Source organism: Noviluteimonas lactosilytica, assembly GCF_020866925.1.
In the GTDB taxonomy this organism is placed as follows: domain Bacteria; phylum Pseudomonadota; class Gammaproteobacteria; order Xanthomonadales; family Xanthomonadaceae; genus Noviluteimonas; species Noviluteimonas lactosilytica.
In genome coordinates, this window is the sequence record NZ_JAJGAK010000001.1 from 1307670 (window position 1) to 1330780 (window position 23111).

Genomic DNA, 23111 nt, shown 5'->3' on the forward strand with positions numbered 1-23111 from the left:
CACATGCACCTCCAACGCACTGCCGTCGCTCTCGCCGCTTGCCTGCCGTTCGTCGGAATGGCGCAGGACAAACCCGCGGAGCCCGCGCCCTTCGACCTGGAATGGAACGCGCGGCTGCGACACGAGTCGGTCGACGACGCCGCATTTCCCAACGACTCGGATGCCACGACGTTGCGCCTGCGTCTCGGCTTGCGCGCGCACTGGGGCACGCATTGGTCGGCGCTGCTCGAAGGCGAAGGCATCGCCGCCACGGGCGACTACGACAGTGGCGCGAACGGGCGCATCGGCTACCCGGTGATCGCCGATCCGCAGGACGCGGAGCTGAACCAGGCGTACGTCGCGTGGAAGTCCGATCGCGTGCAGGCGGCGCTCGGGCGCCAGCGCGTGCAGTACGGCAACCAGCGCTGGCTCGGCAACAGCGGCTGGCGACAGAACGAACAGACCTTCGATGCGTTGTCGTTCGAGGCCAAGCCGTCGAAGCAATGGGCGTTGCGCTACGCGTTCCTGGACCGCGTGCATCGCGTCAACGGCGACGACGCGCGTGATCCGCTGGCACGCGAACGCGATCTGACGACGCATGCGATCGAAGCCTTGTTCGTGCCGCGCGCATCGATGCAATGGCGCGGGTATGCGTTGCTGCACGACGACCAGGACGTCGCGACCGCTTCCACCGCGACGTACGGCCTGCGCATGAATCTCGGCGAAGGCCCGGGCTTCGCGCTCGCCGCCGAATACGCGCACCAATCCGACTACGCGGACAATCCGTTGTCGTTCTCGCACGACTACTGGCTGATCGAACCGGCGTACGCGTGGCAGGACGTCACCGTGCGCGCCGGCATCGAGCATCTCGGCGGCGATGGGCGCCACGCGTTGCAGACCCCACTCGGGACGCTGCATGCGTTCAACGGCTGGGCCGACAAGTTCGCGGGCGCGACGCCGCCCGGCGGCCTCGACGATCGCTACGCGTCCCTCGTCGGCAAGGCCGGTTGCGCGAAGTGCGAGTGGATCCTGGCCTTCCACGACTACCGGGCCGATGTCGGCGGGCGTTACGGCAGCGAGTGGAACGCGTCGTTCGCGTTCCCCGTCGGCAGCAAGCTCAAGGGCATGTTCAAGCTCGCCGATTACGAGGCGGACGGCTTCGCGCGCGATACGACGAAACTCTGGATGCAACTCGAGTGGGCGCACTGATCGACGCGCGCCGGCGCATGCGCGATCAGCACGGCACCGGCGGCAACGTCTCCTGCAACGATTCCGGCGCGAGTTCGCGGGCACGCAACCACGCCGGATCGAACAGCGTCTGCGCGTATCGCTCCCCACGATCGCACAACAGGCTGACGATGCTGCCGTGCTCGCCGCGCATCTTCATGCGCGACGCGAGATGCAGGCAGGCGGCGAGGTTGGTGCCCGACGAACCGCCGTAACGCCGGCCGAGCCAGCGTTCGAGCCACCACGCGCACGCGATCGAACGTTCGTCGTCCACTTCGACCACGTCCTCGACCACGTCGAAGAGGAAGCCCGGCTCCACGCGCGGGCGACCGATGCCTTCGATGACGGTGGCGCGCGTGGCGACGGCTGCGACGTCGCGTGTGCGCCACCCTTGCGCGAACGCACCACCGGTGGGTTCGGCGACGCACAGCCGCGTCGCGAGGCCCTGGTAGCGCAGGTAGCGTCCGATCGTTGCGGACGTGCCGCCGGTGCCCGCGCCGCAGACGATCCACGTCGGTTCGGGCATCGGTTCCATCGCCATCTGGCGCAGGATCGATTCGGCGATGTTGTTGTTGCCGCGCCAGTCGGTCGCGCGTTCGGCGAGGCCGAACTGATCGAGGTGGCAGGCGCCGTTCGACGCATGCCACGCAGCGCGCGCATGCACGTCGGGCGGATCGTCGACCAGATCGCAGCGCCCCCCGAGCGCCTGCACGTCGGCGATCTTGCGCGGTGCGGTGCTGGCCGGCATCACCGCGATGAACGGCAGTCCGAGCATGCGCGCGAACCACGCTTCGGAAATCGCGGTGCTGCCCGACGACGCATCGACGACTGTCTGCCGCTCGCGCAGGCGTCCGTTGCACAGCGCATACAGGAACAGCGAACGCGCCAGGCGATGCTTCAGGCTGCCGGTCGGATGCGCCGCCTCGTCCTTGAAGTAGAACGGGATGCCCGGGAACTGCGGCAGGTCCAGGCGCAGCAGGTGCGTGTCGGCGGACCGGTTGGCCTCGCGGCGCAACTGGCCGATCGCATCGCGGATCCAGCCGCGGTCGGCGACGATCAGCGGGTCCGTCATTGCGCGAACCACCAGCGCACGAAGCCGAGCGGCTCGTGCGAGCGCGCGGTCGCGTAAATCGACGCGAAGAGCAGCAACGCACCGAGGAACGACAGCACGCGCGCCCGCTTCGTCTTCGCGCGCCGCAACGCGTACACGCCGAGCACGACGTAACCGACGAGCAGCGACAACTTCACCGCCAACCATCCGTTTGCGAACATCGCGCCCGGCAGGATCGTGAGCAGCATCAACGCGGCGGTGAGCAGCGCGGTGTCGATCGCGTAGCTGGTCCAGCGCACGGGCGCGGCGTTGGGCCATTGCGCGCCGGCGAGCGCGAAGCTGCCGCGCAGCGCGAACAGCCCGCCGCTCATGAGCGCGACCATGATGTGGAACGCCTTGATCTGGAGGTAATAGTCGTTCATGGCATCACGCGATCATCAGCCCGGCTTTCCGTCGATGCGCGGCGAGAGATAGATGCGCCCGATGCGCGCGACCCACGGCGTGAACGCGACCAGCCACCCGATCGCCGCGATCACCTGCCAGCGCATCGGATCGCCCGCGAACTCCGCCGCGACGCGTACGACCGCGACGAATTGCACCGCGACGAACGCGAACCACGCGACCGCCGGCATCACCAGCGGCCGGCCCGAATGCCCCTGCGTGACGCGCGTGACCATCGCCACCAGCACGCTGCCGAAGAACCCGACGAACAACGCATGCGCGGGCCCGCGGCCCAGCATGTACACGCCGGTCTGCAGGTACGCGATGCTCTGCACCAGGTACAGCGCGAACGTCACCGGCAACCACGCGAAGCCGACGAACAACACCATCAGCAGCCCGGGCGCCTTGCCGCGCGGCCACCAGCGCCAGCACAGGTAGGCGGTCAATGCGAACAACGGCAGGTCCGCGACCCACGCCCAGGCGTACGCATGCACGAGCTCGAAAGCGAGATGCAGCAGCAACAACGCGAAGCCCGCGCCGAGCACCCACATCGGCCGCCACGGCTTGTAGCCCGGCACCGTGTTGCCCGCGAAGAACGGGAACATGCGATGCGCAACGGTGAGGTACACCGGCAACAGGAAGCCGAACGTGCCGAGCTTGATCGCAACGAACGCCCACATCGCCGAACCACCGGCGACGAACACCGCCCACGCGAACAACCCAATCAACCCGAGCACCAACGCCGCGAGGCACGAACGCGCGTGCCACGTCGCACCCTTTTCGCTCACGACGAGCCACGCGAGCGTCCCCACGCCCCAAGCCCAGCCGCTGATCGTCAGCACGAGGCCGACTTCGATGCCCTTCGACCAACCGAGCGCGCCGAGCAACGTGCAGATCTGCCCGCCGAACACCCCGATGCCGACGGGCAGGTAACGCGCGCGCCGCAATTCCGGCAATCCCATCCACTTCGGGAACGTCGTCAGCAGGAACCCGAACACGAAACTCGCGAGCACCTGGTACTGCATGACGATCGCGTGCAACCACCCGGCGTACTGCGAGGGTTGCTCGAGATGCAGGACGCCGGGCCAGCGCGCCGAAACCAGCCACGCGGCCCACCAGGCCATCGCGAGGAGCACGTTCCCCGCACCGATGAAGAACATCACCCGGTGCGGGGCTTGCAGCACGTGTCGCATCAGCCTTCCGCCTCCGTCGCACCCGGTGCGAGTTCACGCTTGGGCGCGATCCACAATCGCATCACGAACCAGGCGAGTGCCACCGCACCGACGCTGAAGATCACGTCGCCCGGCACGCGCATCCACACGAGCATGTCGATGATCGGCCGCTGCATGAACTCGGCGGAGCGCGCGTACGCGTAACCGTGTTCGATCGCCGCGAGCAATTGCATCGTGCCGAGCGGCAACAACGTGAACACCGCCATCATCGACAGGCCGATGTTGAAGCACCAGAAGGCGACCTTGAGCGGTCGCACATCCCAATGCATCTGGCCGCGCAGCCCGCGCAGGCAGAACAGCACCAGCGCGATGCCCAGCATCCCGTACACGCCGAACAGCGCGGTGTGTCCATGGAGCGGCGTCAGATTCAGGCCCTGCATGAAGTACAGCGACAGCGGCGGGTTGATCAGGAAGCCGAACAGGCCCGCGCCCACCAGGTTCCAGAACGACACCGCGATGAAGAACAGGATCGGCCACTTGTAGCGCGCCATCCACGGCGTCGACTTGCCGAGCTTGTACGTGTGGTACGCCTCGAAGCCGATGTAGGCCAGCGGCACCACTTCCAGCGCGCTGAAGCTCGCACCCAGCGCCACGACCGCGGTCGGCGTGCCGACGAAGTAGAGGTGGTGCAGCGTGCCGAGCACGCCGCCCGACATGAAGATGATGGTCGCGAACAGCACCGCCACCGTCGCCGACTTCGCCGGGATCAAGCCGAGCTTCGTGAAGATCAACGCCATCACCGCGGTGGCGAACACTTCGAAGAAGCCTTCGACCCACAGGTGCACGAGCCACCAGCGCCAGTACTCCACTTCGGAGATGTGCGTGTGCTCGCCCCACATCAGCGCGGCGGCGAAGAACAGGCCGATGCACACCGTCGACAGGAACAGCAGGCCGACGATCGACTTGGTGTCGGTCGCAGGGCCCCGCAACACCGGCCACAGCGCGCGGCCGACCAGCGTCAGCCACACCAGCAGGCCGACGAACAGGAACCACTGCCAGAAGCGCCCCATGTCCGCGTATTCCCAACCCTGGTGGCCCCACCAGAAGTTGTTCGCGAGGCCGAGCTTCTGCATCACCGCGAGCCATTGGCCCGCGAACGCGCCGACCACGATGATCAGCAAACACACCCACAGGAAGTTGACGCCGAATCGCTGGAACTTCGGCTCATGCCCCGACATCGCCGGTGCGATGTACAACCCCGTGCCGAGCCACGCGACCGCGATCCACAACACGGCCAGTTGGGTGTGCCACGTGCGCGTGATCGAGTACGGCAACACGTCGGCGAGCATGAAGCCGTAGGCCTGCTGGCCTTCGACCTGGTAGTGCGCGGTCATCGCGCCGAGCAGGATCTGCACGAGGAACAACGCGAGCACGACCCAGAAGTACTTCGCGGTCGCGCGCATCGACGGCGTGATGCGCAGCGTCGCCATCGGATCGGATTTCGGAATCGTGTGCGGCTCTTCACCGGCCGCATGCGTGCGCGCATGGAACCAGCCGAGCAGGCCGATGCCGGCGATCAGGAACAGCACGCTGAAAGCCGACCACACCCACAACGACGGCGCGGGCGTGTTGCCGACGAGCGGTTCGCTCGGCCAGTTGTTGGTGTACGTGACTTGTTTCGCGACGGGTGCGCCGTTCGCTGGTGCGGCCGCGTCATCCGGGCGTTCGGTGCCGGCGGCCCACGCGGTCCACCAGAAGAACCCGGTGAGCGCACGGCGATGCGCGGCATCGGGCACCGTGTTGTTCTTCATCGCGTAGGCTTCGCGCAGTTCCGCGGTCGCCGGATCGTTGCCGAACAGGCTCTCGTAGTGCGCGGCGACATTCGACAGCGCACGCACGCGTGCGTCAGACAACACGATGGTGCCGGTCGCGGCGTCGTACGTGTTGGTGCGCATCGCCTCCTGCAGGCGGCCCTTCAACGCCGCCTGGCGTTCCGCCGGCAGTGCGGCGAACGACGGCGCGTCTTCTTCGCGCGCCCACGCATCGAGCATCTGCACCGCTTCGCGATGGAGCCAGTCGGCGCTCCAGTCCGGTGCGACGTAACCACCGTGGCCCCAGATGGAGCCGAGTTGCATGCCGCCCATCGACTGCCAGACCTGTCGGCCCTTTTCGATGTCGGCGCGCGTGTAGACCACCTGTCCGCTTTCGCTCGTCACGCGTTCGGGCATGGGTGGCGCCGCGCGGAAGATTTCCCCGCCCGCCCACAACAACACCCCGAACGAAACGACGAGCAATGCGGCCAGCCCCAACCACAACTTGCGGGTGCTGCTCATGACCCTGCCCTTACGCCGGGGACACTCCCCGGATTCGCAACAGATGCTCCGCCTGCGGCCTCGGGGCCGCCTTGACCCCGATCAAGTCGGGGGGCGTTTCAGGAGCGCAGGATCGGCGCGGCGAGCGTTTCGAGGCCGTCGCGGTCGGCGATCTCGAGGTCGCGGCGCTCCACGCGCACGAGACCGTCGGTCTGGAAACGCTTCAGCACGCGACTCACGGTCTCGGGCGCCAGGCGCAGGTAGTTCGCGATGTCGGTGCGCGGCATCGTGAGCTGGAAGCGATTCGGCGAGAAACCCCGCGCGGCCAGTCGTCGAGACAAGCCGATGAGGAACGCGGCCATGCGCTGGTCCGCCGACCAGTCGCCGGCGAGCAACGCAGCGCGCCCGATGTCGCGGCTCAACAGGCGGAACAAATGCTTCTGCAACCCCGGCACCTGCGCCGCGAGCACCGAGATTTTCGGGAACGAGAAGCGGCACAGCATCACCGTGTCGAGCGCGACGGCGTTGCACGGGTAATGCTCGCCGTCGATCGCATCCAGGCCGATGACTTCGCCCGGCAAATGAAAGCCCAGCACATGCTCGCGGCCGTCGCGATCGACGACGTAGGTCTTCACCGTGCCGGCGCGCACCGCGGCGATCGCGTCGAAGTGGTCGCCCTCGCGGAACACGTGGTCGCCTTCGTGCAGCGGGCCGACGTGTTCGACGAGCACGTGCAGGTCCATCAGCGCGCTCTTGTCCATGCCCTGATCGAGGCACGCCTGCGAGAACGCGCAGGTCGAGCAGAAATGCAGCCTGTCCCCGTCGTCCGCGAGGATGCTGGCGTCGGTCCGCGGGAAGGCGACCGGCTTCATGGCGCAACTTCCGGGCACGTCGTCAGATCGCGCGCGAGAAGCGCGGCGTGGCCACGGCGGTCGGCGAGTCGAGGTATCGGTCGAAGCACATCGCGATGTTACGCAGAAGCAGGCGGCCGCGCGAAGTCGCGACGATCCGGTGGCGGTCCACGCGCACCAGGCCGTCCTGCGCGAGGGGCGCCAGTTTGTGCAGCGCATCGGCGAAGTAGTCGCAGAAATCGATGGCGTAGCGGCGCTCGAGCGCGTCGATCGGGATCGTTCCGTGGCACATCAGCGCCTGGATGAGGTCGGCGCGCAGCTGGTCGTCTTCGCTCAGGCGCATGCCGCGGAACACCGGCAGGCGGCCTTCGTCGAGCGCGGCCTGCCAGCTCGCGAGATCGCGCGGGTTCTGGCTGTAGGTGTCGCCGACGTGGCTGATCGCGCTGACGCCGAGGCCGACGAGATCGCTGTCGGCGTGCGTCGTGTAGCCCATGAAGTTGCGATGCAGGCCGCCGCGCGCCTGCGAGGTCGCGAGTTCGTCGTCGGGCAGCGCGAAGTGATCCATGCCGATGTACAGGTATCCGGCATCGGTCAGCTTGCGGATCGCGAGTTGCAGCAAGGCCAGGCGCGTTTCCGCGTCGGGCAGGTCCTGTGCGTGGATGCGGCCCTGCGCCTTGAACAACGTCGGCATGTGCGCGTAGCCGTAGACGGCGACGCGGTCCGGGCGCATGTCGGCGACGATGTCTAGCGTTTCGGAGAAGCCTTCGAGCGTCTGCTTCGGCAAGCCGTAGATCAGATCGACGTTGACCGAACGGAAGCCGTGTTCGCGGCACGCTTCGATCACCGCGCGCGTCTCCTCGACGCTCTGCTCGCGATTCACCGCGCGCTGCACCTCGGGATTGAAGTCCTGCACGCCGAGGCTCGCGCGGTTGAAACCGATGTCGGCGAGTTCGGCGATGTCGGCGGGCGACACGTGGCGCGGGTCGAGTTCGATCGACAGGTCGCGCTCGGACGAATCGGCCAGGCGGAACGTGCCGCGCACCGTGTCGACCACTTCGCGCAATTGCGCTGGCGACAGGAAGTTCGGCGTGCCGCCGCCGAAATGGAGCTGGATCACTTCGCGGTCGCGGTCGAACAGTTGCGAGGCCAGGCCGATCTCGCGGAACAGGCGCGCGAGATAGGCTTCGCCGCGCGCCTTGTCGCGCGTGATGATGCGATTGCAGCCGCAGTAGAAGCACGGGCTTTCGCAGAACGGCACGTGCACGTAGAGCGACAGGCGGCGCGGGATCGGATCGCCGTTGCTCGCGGCCGCGGCGTCGCGGAACTCGCGTTCGCCGAAACCGTTATGGAAGTGCGGCGCGGTCGGATACGACGTGTAGCGCGGGCCCGGCACGTCGTAACGACGCAGCAGGTCGGTGTCGCAGGAGGCGGTCGGGGCGATGTCCATGGATCGCATCGTGGGGCGGGGTCGAACGGCGCGCCTTGATCGAAATCAAACGTACCGTGCGACCTCGCAACCGTTCATCCGCCGCAACCGCCGCAGCAGTCCGACGGCTGCCGCTCCAGGTCCTGCGGCGCCACGCACGCGCCGGCCAGGCCGAGCGCAAGCAGCACTTCGGCGTCGGGCAACACGGTCGAGATGCGCAGGCGGCCGTCGGTGTCGACGTCGACGAGCGCGGCGGGGTCCATCGACCAGAGGCGATCGGACACGGGTTCGGCAAGGCCGCCCACGGCGGCGAGAACGAGGTATTGCATGGCGATGGCTCCGATGAGGGTGGCGCCATCGTGGCCAGCGCGCGGCGTGCGCGCGCTGACCTGGATCAAGTGATCGCTGTCGCGTCCGGCGGGATCACCAGCGATAGATGTAGCCCAGCTTCAGGCCGCTGTCGATGAAGTCGAGGTTGCCGACGAAGTCGGACTTGTCTGCGTCGGCGGAAATCTTGCTGAGCGTGTAGTCGAGCGTGATGCCCGAACGCTCCCACGGGAACCATTCGACGCCGATGCGACCGAAGGTCACGTCCGCGTCGATGTCGTTGATGTTCGCCTTGAAGTAGCCGAGGTCCGCGCCGATGCGCCAGTCGTCGGAACCTGCGGGCGTCCACCGCCACGCGCCGCCGATCGTGAGCGACGGCAGGTCCGCGTTCGCTTCTTCGCGGAAGCCGCCGCCGATCTGGTTGCCGTTCACGTCGACCTGCAACGCCATCGCGATGTCCATGCGGTACCAGATCATGCCGACGCGCGGGCCCAGCGCCCAGTTTTCCTTCTGCGCGGCCCACCACACGTAATACGCCTCGTACGCGTCGATGCCCACGTCGACGCTGACGATGCTGTTCGCCAGGTACGTCGTGTCTTCGAACGTGATGTCGCGCGTGATCTGGCGCGTGGCGTCGGCATCGTTCTGGTAATAGGTGAGGCCGAACTCGTGCGCTTCCCACGGCCGCCAGGTGAAGCCGACGTAGCCGATGGTAGAACTGTCGTCGAGGCCGAAGTCCTTTTCGAGGTCGACGTCGGTGCCGCGCGCGGTCTGTCCGTCGGCGCGCACCTCGGTATCCCAACTCGTGATGTAGCCGCCGATGCGGAAGCTGGCGGTGTCGAGCGGTTCGACCGCGCGCGCCTGCTGCGGTGCAACGACCGCGAGCAGTGCAAGGCCGAGCGCGGAAATGCTGGTGATCCTCATGACGCCTCCTGGGCGGATCGGAATGCGGTCGATGGAAGCATGGTCGATCTGGAACATCCCCTTTCAAACCTCACAACGTCGGCGCCGTGATCGCCCGGACAGGGGTGGGAGGTGAACGCAGGTCTCTACTGGGCATCGCGGGTCTCCTCGGCGATGCGCAGGCTGACCAGCCGCGCGACCATCACCGCGAGATAGAGCTGGCCGAAGACCGCCTCGAACACCGCGAGCCCGCGCGCGATCGGCGTCACCGGCGTGATGTCGCCGTAGCCGAGCGTCGCCAGGGTCACGAAGCTGAAGTAGATGCCGTCCGGCAGGCTCATGTCGGGGATCGGCTGGCCGCCCTGCAGCAGCGAACCGGGCGACAGTTCCTCCATCACCACCCATAGCGCGCCGAGGAACACGCCGACCAGCAGGTAGGCGTTGAGCGCCGCGAGCAGGTGACGCAGGTCGATGCGTCGGCTCGATACCGAGTAGCGCAACGCGCGCGCGGCGGCGATGAACGCGATCACCGACCACACCACCATCGTGAGCGGACCGGTGACGCCGAGCGGCTGTCGCAACGGCGCGAGCCCGAGCGCGATCGCCAGCATGACGAAGATGATGAAGCCCCGCCCGCGCGCACGCTCTTCCATCGGCGAGATCGTGGTCGCGAGCAGCGTCAGGCCCAGGCAGACGTTGAGCAGGACGCGCCCCGACGGCAGCGCCGCGAGCACCGGCCCGAGCGCGGTCGTCGCGACCAGCAGCGCGAACAGCAACACCTGCCGATTGCGCGCCAGCCACTGCATCGCATTCGCGAAGGCCGCGGGCATGGGTCATTCCGGCGCGCCGGGCGCGTAGAAGAACACCGCGGCGAGGATGAGATACACGGTGAGCAACTGCGCGCCGCGGAACCAGTCGGTGCGCCCGTCGCCCGCGATCGCGTTGGTGATCATCACCGCGAGCAGCACGCTGACGACCAGGCCGGGCGTGAACACCAGCGGCATCGGTCCCGGTCCGACGAAGTAACTGAGCAACACCAGCAACGGCGCGATGAGCAACGCGAGCTGCACGCTCGCGCCCTGCGCGATCGACATCGCCAGCCCCATCTGGTTGCTGCGCGCGGCGAGGATCGCGCTCACCGCTTCGGCCGCGCCGCCGAGGACCGCCAGCACGAACACGCCGGAGAACGCGGGCGACAGGCCGAGCGATTCGGTTGCCGGCTCGATCACCGCGACCAGGATCTCGCTCATGATCACCACGCCGAGCGTCGCCGTGCCGAGGACGAGCGCGGCGCGCGCGGGCGACCATGCGGGCACGTCGTGTCCGCCGTGCCCGCCGTGGGCCGCGGGCGCGTCGTGCGCCGCATTCGCGACGGGCTGCGCGCGCAACGTGTAGATCACGTTGCACGCGTACATCGCGAGCAGCACCACCGCGATCCACACGCTCACCGAATCGATCGCCGCGGCTTCGGCCGGCCCCACCGCGCGATACGCGGCGGGCATGATCATCGATATCACCGAGAGGGTGAGCATCGCGGCGAGCGAGCGCGACATGGCGACGTCGTAGCGTTGCACGCCCCAGCGCTTGCCGCCGATCACCATGGCGATGCCCATGACCAGCAGGATGTTGCCGATGATCGCGCCGGCCAGCGAGGCCATCACCATCTTGTGCAGGCCTTCGCGCAGCGCGGCCAGGCAGATGATGAACTCCGCGGCGTTGCCGAAGGTCGCGTTGAGCAGGCCGCCGACACTTGGGCCGAGTTTTTCCGCGAGCACGCTCGTGGCCTGCGCCATGATCGCCGCGAGCGGCACGATCGAGATCGCGGCGGTCGCGAAGATCAGCAGCGTGCGATCAGGCGCGAAGTGTTCGAGCAGCAATGCGATCGGCGCGAAGACGAGGAGCCACTTCATCGGGTCGACTCCGTCGCGGAGGCTTGCGCATCGTCCTGCGTGCCTGCGACGAAGTCGCCGCCGAGGGCCAGGTGGAGGTCGACGCGGCGCACGAGGCGCTCGCGGCGCACGGCGAGCAACGCGACGTCGGCGGCGTTCGCGGCGAGCTGGCGGTTCATGACGTCGCGCAGATCGGACTTGCCGACGCGGTACGACTCCTCGGTCAGACCCGCGGCGCGGCGGCTGTCTTCCGCGGAGATACGCAGCAGTTCCTCGCGTGTGGCGAGCGTGGTCTCCGCATCGAGCGTGGATTCCACTTCGTTGAGCGCCTGCAACACGAGGCGCGCGTAATTGGCGACCGCTTCGCGTTGCTCGGCGGTGCGCAGGCGCACGTTTCCGGTGAGTTGGCCGCCCGTATACAGCGGCACGACCGCGGTCGCGCTGGCGCTCGCGGTGGTCTGGTCGGTGCTTTGCGCCAGGTTGGCGGCTTCGCGCGACACGCGACCGTAGCCGGCCGACAACGTCAGGCCAGGCCAGAACGATGCCTTCGCCGCGCCGACGAGATCGAACGCGGCAGCGACGCGCCTTTGCGCCGCCACCAGGTCGGGCCTGCGATCGAGCGCATCCATCGGCATGCCCGCCGGCACGGGGCCGGGGAACGGCGCGAGATCCGCACGCGACTCGATCGCGGCGGCGGGATACCGGCCGACGAGGATCTCCAGCGCGCGCAACGCGCTGCGATGCGCCAGTTCGACCTGTTGCGCGGCGTCGCGATAGTTGGCCTGGCTCGCGCGCGCGGTCATGACGTCGGTTTCGCTGCCGGCGCCGACGCGCATGCGATCGTTGCTCAGCGCGACGAGGCGTTCCGCATCGCTTGCCATCATGTTCGCGAGCTTCGCCTGCTGCGCGGTTTCGGCAGCGACGAACCACGCGCGCGCGACCGACGCCGCGAGCGATTGCCGCGCGAAGCGATAGTCCGCGCTGCTCGCATCGCGTTGCGCCATCGCCGCGTTGCGCTGGTAACGCAGGCGCCCCCACAGATCGATTTCCCATGCCAGGCGCAGCATCACGCCGCTCAGCATCGCGACGAGATCGGACACCGGCTTGGACCCTGCGCGACCGAGGATGCCGATCGCCGGTTTCAGTTGCGCGGCCGCGAGATCGACCTGTGCTTCCGCCTGCTCGACCCGCGCGGCGGCCATCGCGAGGTCCGGATTGTGCGCGAGCGCTTCGATCACGAGCGCATCGAGTTGCGGATCGCCGAAGGTCGCGAGCCACCCTGCTTCCACCGGCGCGGTGCTGGCTTGTCGCGCCCACGCCTGCGGCACCTGCACGTGTTGCAGCGCGTCGGCGCGCGTCTCGTCCGGCGTCGGTTCGGGCGCGGTCGCGCAACCGGCGAGCAGCGTGGCCGCCAATCCGAGCCCGAACGATGCGCGGCGTCGCGACATGGTGGCGGCCTCAGTGCAACTTCAGCACGAGCGCGTCGAGCTTCGTGCCCACGCGCAGGATCACCTTTCGGATGATGTGGACCATGTGGCCCTTCTCCGTGTAGATCGCGCCGTTGCCCTGCGCGCCCATCGGCATGAAGGTCTTCTCGTCGCGGCCCGCGGGCTTCAGGCGCACCGCGAAGCGTCCCGGCGGAATCGGTGCGACGCCGGTCTGCGGCACCGTGCCGGACAGCGGCAACTGCCCCGTGCCCGACGACCACACGATCGAATCGACCTTCGCCTTGATGATGCGGTTGGGGAACGTCTTCAGCGCGATCTCCGCTTCGTTGCCAGGCTCGATGTTGCGCAGTTCGTTCTGCGAATACATCGCGAGGATCCACTGCTCGTTCTCGACGAACGACATCACCGGGACCATCGGCAACTGCGCCGCGTACGAACCGGGACGCAACTGCAGGTTCACGACGGTGCCGTCGGCGGGCGCGCGGAACACGGTCTGGTCGAGCTCCCACTTCGCGTATTCGATCTGCGCCTTGAGCTGTTCCAGCGCGGCGCGCGCCTGCGCGACTTCCGACAACTCGCCCTGCTTCGTGCGCGCCGACAGCTTCTGCTGCACCTGCGACACGTTCGCACTCGTTTGCGCGAGGTCGGCGCGCAGGCTCTTGACGTCGGTCTGCGCCTGTTCGAAATCGAACTTCGTGCCCGCACCGGTACCCGACAGGTCGCGCGTCTGGCCTTCGCGCTTGCGGGCGAGTTCGAGCTTGGCTTCCAGCGCGCTGCGCGTCGAACGCACGGCCTTCAGTTCATCGCCCAACTGGCGCTGGTAAGCCTCCGCGCTGTCGAGCTTCGCGGAGAACTCCGGCAGTTTTCCTTCCAGTTCGGCGAGCTTCTGTTCGAAGGGCTCGGGGTCGATGCGGAACAGCACCTGGCCCTTCTTGATCGGGCGATTGGGTTCGATCGGCACTTCGATCACGCGTCCGGTGACGCGCGGCGTGACCTGCACGACGTAGTTGAGCACGCGCACGTCGGACGACGACGGCGCGACGACGTTGAGGTACAGGATCAACGCGGTCAGGCCGAAGATCGGCAGCGTGAACACGATGATCTGGCTGATGAAGTTCCAGGGCAGCAGCTTGAACTTGAAGAAGATCAGCCAGACGATGCCCGAGTAGATGAGGAGGAGGATGATCTCCATCAGGTCGTTCCTCCCGGGCCGCGACCGGAAGCCTGCGCGCTCGCCGCAGCGAGCTGCATTTCAAGCGACGCGATCCTGCGGCGCATTTCGGCGACGTCTTCGCGTGGTGCGGGCGCGGGCGCCTGCGCCTGCACGGGTGCTGCGGGCTGCGCGGGCCCGGAGTGCATGATTTCGTCGGGCGTGGGTTCCAGCGACACCGCATCGCCGCCGTGGCCGTGCGCCTCGCCGATGTCGGTGCCGTACGCCATCTTGTGCAGCACGGGCTTGGTGTACGCCCATACCCACGCGATCGGCCACAACATGCCGCCGAAGAACAGCGAGAGCAGGCAGATGACCTTGATCGCCGGCAACTGCGGATGCCGGCGCTTCTCCGCGATCTTCTCCGGCATGATGTGCAACCACCAGAACACGCCGATCAACACGACCGGCACGATGATGATGGCGACCCAGGCGATGATGTTGGCCGCCGTGTCGAGCGCATCGCCTTCGAGCAGCGACGCATGCGCGGGCGCGATCCACGCCAGGGTGAGCAGACAAAGCAAGCGACGCGTTGTTCTCGCCGACACGGGCCTCTCCTGCCTGTGCGTCGGATCGATCACCGACGAACGGTTCGGATGCTAGGCCGGCCCCCGAACGTGCGGATATTGCCCCTTGGGGATGGGTGCCTTTGGCTCGGCGGTTCCGACCAACGGCGTCCCTTCACGCAGCACCTCAGCGTTAGGCTTCATGCGTAGGGGATGAAGCCCGCCTTCCCCCGGTGGGCATCGGCGCACGCCATGGATCATCCAAGCGGCCGTCACGGGAAGTCTCGCGATGGAAACGTCGTGCACGCGGCGTCGTTCGGTGCCGCGCGCCCGCGCGGCCTGTTCGGGCGGCTGCTGTCGCCGGCGAAGACCGTTACATGGAACGACATGCGCGCGCTGCTCGATGCGGCGCCGTTCGCCGGCCTGCTGATCGATGGGGACGATCGCATCGTCGCCGCCAATCACGAAGTCGAGCGGCTGTTCGGCTATGGCCACGACGCGCTCGACGGCATGATGCTTGCATCCATCGTTCCCGCCCGCCGCCAGGGATTCGTCGAAGGCCGCACCGACGAAGTCGTCGCGCGTCGCGGCGACGGCACCGAAGCAGCGATCGACATCACCTTCAAGCGCGTCGCACTCGAAGAGCGCGATGCCTGGCTCGTCGTCGCCGCCGACGCGACCGAACGCTGGCGGATGCAGCGCGACGCCGCGCGCCAACGCGACGAACTCGCGCACCTCTCGCGCGTGGCGATGCTCGGCGAGTTGTCCGGCGCGCTCGCGCACGAACTCAACCAGCCGTTGTCCGCGATCCTGAGCAACGCGCAGGCGGCGCAACGCCTGCTGCGCTTCGATCCGCCGGAGATGACCGAAGTCGAAGACATCCTCGCCGACATCGTCGCCGACGATCGCCGCGCGGGCGATGTCATCCAGCGCCTGCGCACGTGGCTACGCAAGGAACAGGTCGAACACGTGCCGCTCGGCGTGAACGGCGTGGTGCTCGATGCGTTGCACCTGGTGCGCGGCGACCTGCAGCAGCGCAACGTCGACGTGCAGCTCGAACTCGCCGGCGACGTGCCGCACGTGCTCGGCGATCGCATCCAGCTGCAGCAGGTGCTGCTCAATCTCGTGATGAACGGCGCCGACGCGATGGAAGGGGCGACGACGCCGCGCACGCTGTGCGTGCGCACCGCAGCGACCGCGCACGGCGCGCGGGTGGACGTGCTGGATTTCGGCCGCGGCATCGCGCCGGAAATCCGCCACAGGATGTTCGAACCCTTCGAAACCACCAAGCCCAATGGCATGGGCATGGGCCTGGCGGTGTGCCGCACGATCGTGGAAGCGCACGGCGGACACGTGTGGGCGGAAGACCGGCCCGAAGGCGGCACGCGCGTCGCCTTCGAACTCCCCGAGGTGGCGCCATGAATGCGATCGAACCGCTGGTGCATCTTGTCGACAACGACCCGCAGGTCCTCAAGGCCGTGGCGCGCCTGCTCGCATCGGCGGGCTACCGCACGCAGACGAACCTCTCGGCGAACGAGTTCCTCGCGCGCTACGACCGGTCCGCGCCTGGCTGCCTCGTCCTCGACGTCGCGATGCCGGAACAGACCGGCCTCGAACTCCAGCGCGCACTCCATTCGAACGGCATCGATGTTCCGATCGTCTTCCTCTCCGGATGCTCGGAAGTCCCCGAATGCGTGCGCGCGATGAAGGACGGCGCGGTCGACTTCCTCACCAAGCCGGTCGACGGCGATGCGCTGGTCGAAGCCGTGCAGCGTGCCGTCGAGTTCGACATGCGCCAGCGCGAGCGCAGCGAAGAAGAACACACGCTCCACGAGCGCCTGGACGCACTGACGCCGCGCGAGCGCGAGATCCTGCCGTTCCTGGTCTCCGGCAAGCTCAACAAGCAGATCGCCGGCGATCTCGGCGTGGTCGAGAAGACCGTGAAGGTCCATCGTGCCCACGTGATGCACAAACTCGGCGTGCGCTCCCTCGCCGACCTCGTGCGCTTCACCGCGCGCGTGCACATCGCGCCGCAGGGCGCACGCGATTCCGCGCCGCCCGTTGGGCCAAGGGCCAATTGATGGCCCCATGAGCGGGGTCTAGCGTCCGTGCAATGCCCGGGCGCACGCCAGTAGTCGCGGTTGTAGACGACGAACCGCCCGTGCGGCGCGCGTTGCAGCGCCTGTTGCGGGCGGCTGGTTTCGACGTGCGGCTGTTCGCGAGCGGAGCGGACTTCATGGCGCATCTCGAAGGCATCGACTGCGTGATCCTCGACCTGCACCTGCCGGGCATGTCCGGCTTCGACGTGCAGGACGCGCTCGCTTCGCGCGGCGCGCAGATACCGGTCGTGGTGCTGACCGGCAACGACACGCCCGCCAATCGCTCGCGCAGCCTCGCCAACGGCGCGCGCGCCTACCTGTGCAAACCCGTGGACGACAAGGTGTTGCTGGATGCGCTCCGGCCGCTGACGTCCGCCCTTCATTAGCGATGCCCCACGCATCGTCCAGAGGCTCGACATGAACGACATTGCCCAACCCGCGACCAACGAACTCAATCGCGTCTTCGCAGCGGCGATCGCGCGCGAAGACCAGTGGCGGCAACTCAATGCCTATGCACGTGCGTGGGCCGATGCGAAGTCCGGCACCGATGCGCGCGAAGAGATCCGTGGCAAATGCCGCAAGCTGCTCGCGAACATCTCGCGGCTCGAGCATTGCTGGGCCTATCCCGGCACACGCCTGCTGGATTCGCTGCGGGGTTCGCTCGAAGGCGGCGACGCGACCGCGTTCGCGCGCCTGGTGCAGAAGGCGTCGGCCGCGTTGCAGTCGGGCGACTTCCGTCGGGAAGATGCCGCGTGGGATACCAACGCCGACGGCGACACGCGCGTCATCGACGCGATGCCGCCCGATATCGATGGCGGCGTCGGCAAACCCTACTTCGAAGTCCTCATCGTCACGCCCTCCGATCCCGCGCAGTGGCAACGCGCGGACGACGAAGTGCGTCGCATGCGTCGCCCGGAGGATCAGTTCCAGTATGTGCCCGTGCATGTCGGGAGCTTCGAGGACGCTGCGCTCGCGGTGATGGTCAACACCAACATCCAGTCGGTGGTGCTGGTCGACGGCTTCCAGTACGCCTCGAAGCACGACCTGCCCGACCTGCGCGAGTTCCTCAAGCGCAACATGGACGTCGACCAGGGCTCGGTCGAACCCGGGGCGCTGTCCACGCGGCTGGCGCAGGCCATCAACGGCTTCCGGCCGGAACTCGACCTGTTCCTGCTCTCCGATCGCACGCCCGAACTGCTTGCGGCGAGCGACGAAGCCGCGTGCATCCGCCGCGTCTTCCACAACATCGAAGAACCGATGGAACTGCACCTGGCGATCCTCGACGGGATCAAGGATCGCTTCGAGACGCCGTATTTCGACAACCTCAAGAAGTACGCGACGCGCCCCATCGGCACCTTCCACGCACTGCCGATCGCGCGCGGCAAGTCGGTGTTCGGATCGAACTGGATCCGCGACATGGGCCACTTCTACGGGACCAACATCCTGTTCGCGGAGTCGTCGGCAACGACCGGCGGCCTCGACTCGCTGCTGGAGCCGACCGGCAACATCAAGAAGATGCAGGACGCCACCGCGCGCGCATTCGGCGCGAAGCTCGCCTTCCTCGGCACCAACGGCACGTCGACGTCGAACAAGATCGTCGTGCAGGCGATCTGCAAGCCGGGCGACATCGTCATCGTCGACCGCAACTGCCACAAGTCGCATCACTACGGGATGGTGCTCAGCGGCGCGCAGCCCTACTACGTCGAAGCGTTCCCGCTCGTGCAGTACTCGATGTACGGCGCGGTGCCGCTGCGCACGATCAAGAAGGCGCTGCTCGACTGCAAGGCCGAGGGCAACCTCGATCGCGTGAAGGTCATCGACATGACCAACTGCACGTTCGACGGCCACATGTACAACCCGCGTCGCGTGATGGAAGAGTGCCTGGCCATCAAGCCGGACCTGGTATTCCTCTGGGACGAGGCGTGGTTCGGGTTCGCACGGTTCAATCCGCTGCATCGCGCGCGCACCGCGATGGGCGCGGCGGCCGCGCTCACGCGCCGCTATCGCAGCAAGGCCTATCGCGACGAATACAACGCGTGGAAGGAGAAGAGCGCCAATCTCGACGACAATGCGCTGCTCGACGCACACGGCATGCCCGATCCGGACAAGGTGCGCATCCGCGTCTACCAGACCAACTCGACGCACAAGTCGATGTCGGCGTTCCGCCAGGGTTCGATGATGCTGGTATGGGACGACGACTGGGGCCAGGTCGAAGGTCCGTTCAAGGAAGCGTTCTTCGCGCATACCTCGACGTCGCCGAACCTGCAGCTGCTCGCCTCGCTCGACCTCGCGCGCCGGCAGATGGAACTGGAGGGCTACGCGCTGACGATGCGCATGACCGAGCTCGCGCTGCGGCTGCGGAAGACGATCAACAGCCATCCGCTGATCTCGAAGTATTTCCGCGTCGCCACGCCCGCCGACATGATCCCGCCGGAGTTCCGCGAATCCGGGATCTCCGACTACGGCCCGCCGCATGGTTCGTGGGCCGACATGATCCATGCGTGGCACAACGACGAGTTCGCGCTCGATCCCACGCGCATCACGCTGATCTGCGGCGCCGCCGGCTTCGACGGCACGCAGTTCAAGGGCATCCTCGCGTCGGACTTCGACATCCAGATCAACAAGACCTCGCGCAACTCGGTGCTGGTCCAGACCAACATCAACAACACGCACAGCGATGCGGCGCTGCTGATCAAGGCGCTGGCCGACCTGTCGCGCGACATCGACAAGCGCCTCGAACAGGGTGGGCAAGCTGAGCGCGCAGCGTTCGACGCGCGCGTGAAGTCGCTCATGACGGACGTGCCGGACCTGCCGAATTTCAGCCGCTTCCAGGATGCGTTTCGCGACAACGCGAAGGCGCGCAGCAACGAAGGCAACATGCGGCCCGCGTTCTTCCTCTCCTACGACGCGGACAACTGCGAATACGTTCGCCTCGACAGCGAGGAAGTGGAGCGTCGCCTGAAGGAAGGCCCCGAGATGGTCTCGGCGCATTTCGTCATCCCCTACCCGCCGGGCTTCCCGATCATGGTCCCGGGCCAGGTGATCACGGCGGACACGATCACGTTCATGCGCAAGCTCGATGTCAAGGAAATCCACGGCTACCAGCACGCGCTCGGGTTGAAGTTGATCAAACCCGAAGTGCTCGCCGGCAAGTCTTTCTCTTCAACCCGCTGAGCCAGGCCTCGACGACCAAAGGAGGTCGCCATGCAAGGGTTCTTCCAGTTCCTCGCCGACAATCCGTACATCCTGTTGTTCTTCACCGTCGGCATGGCGGTGTGGGTCGGCAAGTTCGCGATCAAGGGATACGGGCTCGGCATGGTGGCGGCGGCGGTCGTCGTCGGTGCAGCGCTCGCGACGTGGGCATCGACCTACGGCGTGAAGCTGCAACTCGACAACTTCGCCAAGTCGCTCTTCTATTACCTCTTCATGTATGGCGTCGGATTGCGCGTCGGTCCCGCGTTCTTCAACAGCCTCAAGAAGGACGGCATCACCTTCACGATCCTCGCGGTGATCTGCGCGTTCCTCGGCCTCGGGCTCGTCGTGCTGATGTCGAAGTGGCTCGCGTTGCCGCCGGGCGCCGCGGGCGGCGTGCTCGCCGGTTCGCAGACGATGTCGGCGGCGATCGGCACGGCGGAAATGGCCGTCGAACAGGGCGCGTACAAGTTGCCCGCAGGCACGACCGCCGAAGCGGTCTCCGGCATGATCGCGCTCGGTTATGGCGTGACCTACATCTGGGGCACGGTCGGCATCATCCTCGTGTGCAAGTACCTGCCGCGCTGGTGGGGCGTGGATGCGCGCAAGGCTGCGAAGGAATACGAAGCGGCGCACGGCGTGAAGAACGTCGACGATGCGGGCATCACCGGTTACCGCGTCGGTGGGCTGCGTGCCTATCGCCTCGAGAACGCATCGACCGCGGGCCAGAGCATCGCGCAGTTCCGCAAGGCGTATCCGCAGTACCGCATCGCCAACGTGATGCGCGACGGGTCGTCGCTTGGCGCGAACGCCGACGTCGTGCTGCAGAAGGGCGACGTCATCGCGCTGGGCGGCCGGCTCGAAGAACTCACCGCGAACATGGGCCTGCTCGGCCCCGAGATCGCGGATGCCGGCGCGCTCAACATCCCGCTCGACCAGGCCGAAGTACTGGTCACGAAGAAGGAACTCGAAGGCAAGCTGCTGAAGGACTTCGCGAGCGACGAGTTCGCGGGCCAGGTCGCGATCAGCCGCATGGAACGTAGCGGCGAACCGTTGCCGCTCGGCACCGACACCGCGCTCAAGCGCTTCGACGTGCTGTACCTGACGGGCCTGAAGAGCGCGGTCAGCAAGGTCGGCGACATGTTCGGCAAGGTCGCGCGTCCCAGCACGTCGACCGACCTGCTGACGCTGTCGCTCGGCATGGTGCTCGGCCTGCTGATCGGCAAGATCAACGTGCCGGTGGGCGATTTCTCGGTGGGCCTGGGCAACGCGGGCGGCCTGCTGCTGTCGGGCATCCTGGTGTCGTCGGTCGTGTCGCGGCTGCGTTACTTCGGCAGTACGCCGAATGCCGCGCGCAACATCCTCGAAGACCTCGGCCTCGTCACGTTCATCGCGATCGTCGGCATCAACGCCGGTGCGACGCTGCTCGAACAGCTGACGGGCGCGGTGGCGCTGAAGATCTTCATCGCCGGCTTCGTCGCCAGCACGATCCCGCCATTCGTCACATGGGCCATCGGCCTCCACTTCTTCAAGATCAACCCGGCGGTGTTGATGGGCGGCGTGGCGGGTTCGCGCTCGCACTCCGGTCCCGCGCGCGAAGCGGCGAAGGAAATCGACAGCTCCGTGCCGTGGGTGGGCTTCCCGGTCGGTTACGCGGTGTCGGGCGTGCTGTACACCGTGTTCGGCTACTTCGCGATGGTGCTTTCGCAATGACGACTGCGCACGACAACCTGCGGGGTCGTGCGGCGTTGTGCGTCGCCCTGGCGTGCGTGCTCGCCTCGGCGACGGCGGCGGCGCAAACCACCCCGGCCACCACGACCCCGCCTCCACGCGACGCAGGAGATTCGAAGGAACAGGGCCAGACGCACCTGGGCGACAGCTTCGGACCGCTGACGTACGACGAGTGGGTCGAAGAGACACGCCGCAAGGCGTTCGAAGACACGGTGTGGAAGGTGCAACTGCGCAGCTATTACCTCGGTCGCGACAAGTACGACGGCACCGAGAGCGAAGCGTGGGCGATCGGCGGATGGGCGGGTTTCAAGACCGGTTACTTCCGCGAGCGCTATTCCTTCGGCGCCACACTCTACGGGTCGGCGCCGCTGTATGCGCCCGACGAGAAGGACGGCACGTTGCTGCTCAAGCCCGGCCAGGAAGGCTACGCGGTGCTCGGCGAAGCCTACGGCGAGATGCTGTTCACCCAGGACGTGCGCATGACGCTGGGCGCGCGGCGATTCGAAACGCCGTTCATCAACTCCAACGACAGCCGCATGACGCCCAACACGTTCCTCGCGGGCGTCGTGCAGGGCCTGCACGGCGATTCGAAGACGAGCCGCGGCGAGTGGCGCTGGGGCGCGGGCTACTTCGACAAGATCAAGGAGCGCAACTCCGACGAGTTTGTGTCGATGTCCGACGACGCCGGTGCGTCGATCAAGCGCGGCGTGTACGCGGCGGGCGTCAACTACACGCGCGGCGAACTCGCGGTCGGCGGCGTCAACTACTGGTCCAGCAACGTCATCAACATCTTCTACACCGAAGCGCGATACGGGATCCCGATTTCCGGCAACGCGAAGTTCAAGTTCGCCGGGCAGTTCATCGACCAGCGCAGCGTGGGCGACAACATGCTGACCGGCAGCGACTTCGATGCGCAGCAATTCGGGCTGAAGGCCGAACTCGCCGCGGGCGGCGCACTGATCACCACGGCGTACACCGACGCGCGGGGCGATCGCGACCTGACCGCGCCGTGGAGCGGTTATCCCGGTTACACGAGCGTGCAGGTGGAAGACTTCAATCGCGCCGGCGAAGACGCATGGCTGATCCGCGCGCAATACACCTGGCCGAAGGAAACCGGCCTGAGCGCCTACGCGCTGTACGTCGCCGGTTCCGATCCCGACGCGGACGACGCGTACGGACGCGGCGAGGCCGACTTCAACCTGCAATGGACGCCGCCCGAAGGCAAGTTGAAAGGTTTGATGGTGCGTCTTCGCTACGCGCGCGTCATGCAGGACGACCCGGGCGACACCGATCTCAACGACTTGCGGTTGATGGTCTATTACGACCTGCCGCTGTGAACGGAGGACC

Annotated in this window: 20 protein-coding genes; 7 read left to right on the forward strand and 13 right to left on the reverse strand. The window is 67.1% G+C overall.

Translation table 11 applies throughout. The annotated features are described in order from the left end of the window. Positions 1–3 precede the first annotated feature (3 nt). The gene (locus LK996_RS06340; protein WP_230526278.1) at positions 4–1188 is read left to right on the forward strand and encodes an alginate export family protein; all 1185 of its coding nucleotides are present in this window, start codon (positions 4–6) and stop codon (positions 1186–1188) included. 25 nt (positions 1189–1213) lie between these two features. On the opposite strand, the gene LK996_RS06345 is transcribed toward LK996_RS06340, so the two are convergent. The 13 genes from LK996_RS06345 to LK996_RS06405 all read right to left on the reverse strand — a co-directional run bounded on the left by LK996_RS06345 (position 1214) and on the right by LK996_RS06405 (position 14784). Further along, entirely contained in the window at positions 1214–2278 is a 1065-nt protein-coding gene (locus tag LK996_RS06345) for a PLP-dependent cysteine synthase family protein (RefSeq protein ID WP_230526279.1), read from the reverse strand. Beyond that, the gene (locus tag LK996_RS06350) at positions 2275–2679 is read right to left on the reverse strand and encodes a SirB2 family protein (RefSeq protein ID WP_230526280.1); all 405 of its coding nucleotides are present in this window, start codon (positions 2677–2679) and stop codon (positions 2275–2277) included. The genes LK996_RS06345 and LK996_RS06350 overlap by 4 nt, the downstream gene beginning before the upstream one ends. A 15-nt stretch (positions 2680–2694) precedes the next feature. After that, positions 2695–3891, reverse strand: a complete 1197-nt coding sequence (locus LK996_RS06355) for an NnrS family protein (RefSeq protein WP_230526281.1) — start codon at positions 3889–3891, stop codon at positions 2695–2697. Further along, positions 3891–6203, reverse strand: coding sequence for a nitric-oxide reductase large subunit (locus LK996_RS06360; protein ID WP_230526282.1), 2313 nt, complete (start codon positions 6201–6203; stop codon positions 3891–3893). Before LK996_RS06360 ends, LK996_RS06355 begins: the two co-directional genes overlap by 1 nt. A 98-nt stretch (positions 6204–6301) precedes the next feature. After that, positions 6302–7054, reverse strand: a complete 753-nt coding sequence (locus LK996_RS06365; RefSeq protein WP_230526283.1) for a helix-turn-helix domain-containing protein — start codon at positions 7052–7054, stop codon at positions 6302–6304. 22 nt (positions 7055–7076) lie between these two features. Then, positions 7077–8480 (reverse strand): oxygen-independent coproporphyrinogen III oxidase, encoded by a 1404-nt coding sequence (hemN, locus tag LK996_RS06370; protein WP_230526284.1) that lies wholly within the window; start codon positions 8478–8480, stop codon positions 7077–7079. A 74-nt stretch (positions 8481–8554) separates the two neighbouring features. Beyond that, complete coding sequence (locus LK996_RS06375; RefSeq protein WP_230526285.1) at positions 8555–8788, reverse strand: hypothetical protein; 234 nt, start codon at positions 8786–8788, stop codon at positions 8555–8557. 94 nt (positions 8789–8882) lie between these two features. Then, the gene (locus tag LK996_RS06380) at positions 8883–9710 is read right to left on the reverse strand and encodes a hypothetical protein (RefSeq protein WP_230526286.1); all 828 of its coding nucleotides are present in this window, start codon (positions 9708–9710) and stop codon (positions 8883–8885) included. 125 nt (positions 9711–9835) lie between these two features. Beyond that, complete coding sequence (locus tag LK996_RS06385) at positions 9836–10519, reverse strand: potassium channel family protein (protein WP_230526287.1); 684 nt, start codon at positions 10517–10519, stop codon at positions 9836–9838. Between the two features lie 3 nt (positions 10520–10522). Beyond that, positions 10523–11599, reverse strand: a complete 1077-nt coding sequence (gene cax, locus LK996_RS06390; protein WP_230526288.1) for a calcium/proton exchanger — start codon at positions 11597–11599, stop codon at positions 10523–10525. Beyond that, positions 11596–13026 carry an efflux transporter outer membrane subunit gene (locus tag LK996_RS06395; RefSeq protein ID WP_230526289.1) on the reverse strand — a complete coding sequence of 477 codons (1431 nt, stop codon included), beginning with the start codon at positions 13024–13026 and terminating at the stop codon, positions 11596–11598. Before LK996_RS06395 ends, cax begins: the two co-directional genes overlap by 4 nt. Positions 13027–13036: 10 nt before the next feature. Beyond that, positions 13037–14218 carry an HlyD family secretion protein gene (locus LK996_RS06400; protein WP_230526290.1) on the reverse strand — a complete coding sequence of 394 codons (1182 nt, stop codon included), beginning with the start codon at positions 14216–14218 and terminating at the stop codon, positions 13037–13039. Beyond that, positions 14218–14784, reverse strand: coding sequence for a DUF3302 domain-containing protein (locus tag LK996_RS06405; RefSeq protein ID WP_230526291.1), 567 nt, complete (start codon positions 14782–14784; stop codon positions 14218–14220). The genes LK996_RS06400 and LK996_RS06405 overlap by 1 nt, the downstream gene beginning before the upstream one ends. A gap of 210 nt (positions 14785–14994) precedes the next feature. Here LK996_RS06405 and LK996_RS06410 point away from each other — a divergent pair, with 210 nt between their 5' ends. The 6 genes from LK996_RS06410 to LK996_RS06435 are packed head-to-tail and all read left to right on the forward strand — an operon-like array spanning position 14995 to position 23101. Continuing rightward, entirely contained in the window at positions 14995–16164 is a 1170-nt protein-coding gene (locus tag LK996_RS06410) for a sensor histidine kinase (protein WP_230526292.1), read from the forward strand. Then, positions 16161–16823, forward strand: a complete 663-nt coding sequence (locus tag LK996_RS06415; RefSeq protein WP_230526293.1) for a response regulator transcription factor — start codon at positions 16161–16163, stop codon at positions 16821–16823. The genes LK996_RS06410 and LK996_RS06415 overlap by 4 nt, the downstream gene beginning before the upstream one ends. 32 nt (positions 16824–16855) lie before the next feature. After that, the gene (locus tag LK996_RS06420; RefSeq protein WP_255656406.1) at positions 16856–17227 is read left to right on the forward strand and encodes a response regulator transcription factor; all 372 of its coding nucleotides are present in this window, start codon (positions 16856–16858) and stop codon (positions 17225–17227) included. Positions 17228–17258: 31 nt separating this feature from the next. Continuing rightward, on the forward strand, positions 17259–20015 hold the full coding sequence (locus tag LK996_RS06425; RefSeq protein WP_230526295.1) for an aminotransferase class I/II-fold pyridoxal phosphate-dependent enzyme: 2757 nt from the start codon (positions 17259–17261) through the stop codon (positions 20013–20015). Positions 20016–20045: 30 nt separating this feature from the next. Continuing rightward, on the forward strand, positions 20046–21746 hold the full coding sequence (locus LK996_RS06430) for an aspartate:alanine exchanger family transporter (protein ID WP_230526296.1): 1701 nt from the start codon (positions 20046–20048) through the stop codon (positions 21744–21746). Further along, on the forward strand, positions 21743–23101 hold the full coding sequence (locus LK996_RS06435; RefSeq protein ID WP_230526297.1) for an OprD family outer membrane porin: 1359 nt from the start codon (positions 21743–21745) through the stop codon (positions 23099–23101). Before LK996_RS06430 ends, LK996_RS06435 begins: the two co-directional genes overlap by 4 nt. Positions 23102–23111 lie beyond the last annotated feature (10 nt).

Excerpts from the sequence above, each read along its gene's own strand:
- LK996_RS06340 (WP_230526278.1), top strand. The coding sequence starts at position 4 with ATGCACCTCCAACGCACTGCCGTCGCTCTCGCCGCTTGCCTGCCGTTC.
- LK996_RS06345 (WP_230526279.1), bottom strand. The coding sequence starts at position 2,278 with ATGACGGACCCGCTGATCGTCGCCGACCGCGGCTGGATCCGCGATGCG.
- LK996_RS06350 (WP_230526280.1), bottom strand. The coding sequence starts at position 2,679 with ATGAACGACTATTACCTCCAGATCAAGGCGTTCCACATCATGGTCGCG.
- LK996_RS06355 (WP_230526281.1), bottom strand. The coding sequence starts at position 3,891 with ATGCGACACGTGCTGCAAGCCCCGCACCGGGTGATGTTCTTCATCGGT.
- LK996_RS06360 (WP_230526282.1), bottom strand. The coding sequence starts at position 6,203 with ATGAGCAGCACCCGCAAGTTGTGGTTGGGGCTGGCCGCATTGCTCGTC.
- LK996_RS06365 (WP_230526283.1), bottom strand. The coding sequence starts at position 7,054 with ATGAAGCCGGTCGCCTTCCCGCGGACCGACGCCAGCATCCTCGCGGAC.
- hemN (WP_230526284.1), bottom strand. The coding sequence starts at position 8,480 with ATGGACATCGCCCCGACCGCCTCCTGCGACACCGACCTGCTGCGTCGT.
- LK996_RS06375 (WP_230526285.1), bottom strand. The coding sequence starts at position 8,788 with ATGCAATACCTCGTTCTCGCCGCCGTGGGCGGCCTTGCCGAACCCGTG.
- LK996_RS06380 (WP_230526286.1), bottom strand. The coding sequence starts at position 9,710 with ATGAGGATCACCAGCATTTCCGCGCTCGGCCTTGCACTGCTCGCGGTC.
- LK996_RS06385 (WP_230526287.1), bottom strand. The coding sequence starts at position 10,519 with ATGCCCGCGGCCTTCGCGAATGCGATGCAGTGGCTGGCGCGCAATCGG.
- cax (WP_230526288.1), bottom strand. The coding sequence starts at position 11,599 with ATGAAGTGGCTCCTCGTCTTCGCGCCGATCGCATTGCTGCTCGAACAC.
- LK996_RS06395 (WP_230526289.1), bottom strand. The coding sequence starts at position 13,026 with ATGTCGCGACGCCGCGCATCGTTCGGGCTCGGATTGGCGGCCACGCTG.
- LK996_RS06400 (WP_230526290.1), bottom strand. The coding sequence starts at position 14,218 with ATGGAGATCATCCTCCTCCTCATCTACTCGGGCATCGTCTGGCTGATC.
- LK996_RS06410 (WP_230526292.1), top strand. The coding sequence starts at position 14,995 with ATGGATCATCCAAGCGGCCGTCACGGGAAGTCTCGCGATGGAAACGTC.
- LK996_RS06415 (WP_230526293.1), top strand. The coding sequence starts at position 16,161 with ATGAATGCGATCGAACCGCTGGTGCATCTTGTCGACAACGACCCGCAG.
- LK996_RS06420 (WP_255656406.1), top strand. The coding sequence starts at position 16,856 with ATGCCCGGGCGCACGCCAGTAGTCGCGGTTGTAGACGACGAACCGCCC.
- LK996_RS06425 (WP_230526295.1), top strand. The coding sequence starts at position 17,259 with ATGAACGACATTGCCCAACCCGCGACCAACGAACTCAATCGCGTCTTC.
- LK996_RS06430 (WP_230526296.1), top strand. The coding sequence starts at position 20,046 with ATGCAAGGGTTCTTCCAGTTCCTCGCCGACAATCCGTACATCCTGTTG.
- LK996_RS06435 (WP_230526297.1), top strand. The coding sequence starts at position 21,743 with ATGACGACTGCGCACGACAACCTGCGGGGTCGTGCGGCGTTGTGCGTC.